The organism is Oceanicola granulosus HTCC2516, assembly GCF_000153305.1.
GTDB classification, from domain to species: domain Bacteria; phylum Pseudomonadota; class Alphaproteobacteria; order Rhodobacterales; family Rhodobacteraceae; genus Oceanicola; species Oceanicola granulosus.
Genome location: NZ_CH724108.1, coordinates 294,773 through 296,855, shown reverse-complemented (window position 1 = coordinate 296,855; position 2,083 = coordinate 294,773). Strand labels below are relative to the sequence as shown.

Annotated in this window: 3 protein-coding genes; 2 read left to right on the top strand and 1 reads right to left on the bottom strand. The window is 68.8% G+C overall.

The genetic code is table 11. From position 1 onward, the window contains the following. Nucleotides 1-22: 22 nt before the first annotated feature. The gene (locus tag OG2516_RS13800; RefSeq protein WP_007256319.1) at nucleotides 23-700 is read right to left on the bottom strand and encodes a DUF2238 domain-containing protein; all 678 of its coding nucleotides are present in this window, start codon (nucleotides 698-700) and stop codon (nucleotides 23-25) included. A 74-nt stretch (nucleotides 701-774) separates the two neighbouring features. On the opposite strand from OG2516_RS13800, the gene OG2516_RS13795 reads away from it, so the two are divergent. After that, nucleotides 775-1,473, top strand: coding sequence for an endonuclease/exonuclease/phosphatase family protein (locus OG2516_RS13795; RefSeq protein WP_007256318.1), 699 nt, complete (start codon nucleotides 775-777; stop codon nucleotides 1,471-1,473). Between the two features lie 96 nt (nucleotides 1,474-1,569). Beyond that, the gene (locus tag OG2516_RS13790) at nucleotides 1,570-2,070 is read left to right on the top strand and encodes an Lrp/AsnC family transcriptional regulator (protein ID WP_007256317.1); all 501 of its coding nucleotides are present in this window, start codon (nucleotides 1,570-1,572) and stop codon (nucleotides 2,068-2,070) included. Nucleotides 2,071-2,083 lie beyond the last annotated feature (13 nt).

The window sequence follows — 2,083 nt, the reverse complement described above, 5'->3', positions numbered from 1 at the left end:
CGCACCTCCGACGAGCCGCCACTCACCCCTTGCGGCGGCGTGAGCGAAACGGGTGCTTGCGGTAGAAGTGCCGGTTCTTCACCACGAACTCCGCCAGCACCTTCGTGAACCCGCCGACCGGCTGGCCCTTCAGGTATAGGAACCCCATCAACCCGCCGATGGCGCCGCCGATCACGTCGATGATCAGATCCCACATCGTGTCCTGCAGGCCCGACTTTTGCATGTTGAGCCCGAAGTTCCGGTCCATCGCGAACTCGAAGATCTCCCACACCGCCCCGATCGTCACCGCGAAGGTGAAGCCGATGAAGCCGAGCGCCCAGGCGGGCGCGGCGTAGCGGTCGCCCTCGAACAGGGTGAAGGCGAACAGGAAGCCGATCATCCCGAAGCCCATCGCCGAGCCGCCGTGCAGCAGCATGTCCCACCACCAGTAGCGCTCGTAGAAGTTCACCGCTTCGCCGAGGAAGATGGTGGCGTAGATGAAGACGACGATCCCCACGGTGAACCCCGCCGGCAGCTGGATGCCGACGCGCTTGACGAGGAAGGTCGGCGCGAGGGTGAGGGCGAAGGTCAGAAGCGCGACGAGGCCGAGCGACAGCCGTCCGCTGACGGCGGCGTAGGTGACCGCGCCGATCAGGGAGACCCAGATCAGGAGGACGGGGAGCGGCTGGGCCTTGATGTCGCGGATGAAGCGGTAGGACATTGCGTTGATCTAAGCGACCGGCGCGCGCGATCAAGCGGATGTGACAGCCCGGGCGCCGCCCTATATCAGCCGCCATGACCCTGCGACTGGCGAGCTACAACATCCGCAAATGCCTCGGCACCGACCGCCGCCGCGATCCGCACCGCATCCTGCAGGTGCTGCGGCAGGCCGATGCCGACGTGGTGGCGCTGCAGGAGGTGGACATGCGGCTCGGCCCGCGCCCCGCCGCGCTGCCGCGCGCGCTGGTGGAGGCCGAGACGGACTATGCGCCGCTGGCGCTGGTTACCTCGAAGAGCAGCCTCGGCTGGCACGGCCAGACCATCCTGCTGCGCCGGGGCCTGCGCATCCTCAGCGAGGCGCGCGTGCCGCTGCCGGGGCTCGAGCCGCGCGGCGCGGTGCTGGTGGAGGTGGAGGACCCGGGTCGGGGGCCGATCCGGGTGGTGGGGGTGCATCTTGGCCTGCTGCGGCGCGACCGGCTGCGCCAGATCCGCGCGATCCTGTCGGCCCTCAGGGCGCGCGGGCCGATGCCGGCGGCGATCATGGGCGATTTCAACGAATGGTCCGAGGCGCGGGGGCTGCAGGGCTTCGAACCGCCATGGGAAGTCCACACCCCCGGCCCGTCGTTCCACGCCCGCCGCCCGATGCTGGCGCTCGACCGGATCGTGCTCGGGCCCGGTCTGGCATTGCAGAGGTCGGGCGTGGTGGCTACAGCGCTCTCCCGACGCGCCTCCGACCACCTGCCGATCTGGGCCGAAGTTACTCGCACGGGTTGAGGCGGCGCAAAATTCTTGCCGGACGGCGAAACGATATTGCCGAAATGCCGTTGGTCTGATGACTGACGGCCCTTGGGGCAGCTTCAGGAGACGACCATGCCCGGTACCAAGCTCGATGACATCGACCGCAAGATCCTTGCCGAACTGCAGGGCGACGGCCGGATGACCAACGTCGAACTCGCGCGGCGGGTCGGCATCTCCGCCCCGCCCTGCCTGCGCCGGGTGCGCGCGCTCGAGGAGCAGGGCTTTATTCTCGGCTACCACGCCGACGTGAATCCGCGCGAGCTCGGCTTCGAGGTGCAGGTGTTCGCGATGGTCGGGCTGCAGAGCCAGGCCGAATCCGACCTCTCCGCCTTCGAGGCCCGCTGCCGCGACTGGCCGCTCGTGCGCGAGTGCCACATGCTCAACGGCGACATCGATTTCATCCTGAAGTGCGTCGCGCCGGACCTGCGGAGCTTCCAGACGTTCCTCACCGAGGAACTGACGGCCGCGCCCAACGTCGGCAGCGTGAAGACGTCGCTGGTGATCCGGCAGGCCAAGGACGAGCCGGGCGTGCCGTTCGACATCCTCGAGGCGCGCCTGCGCCGGGAGGCGTAGGCCGGTGGGGCCG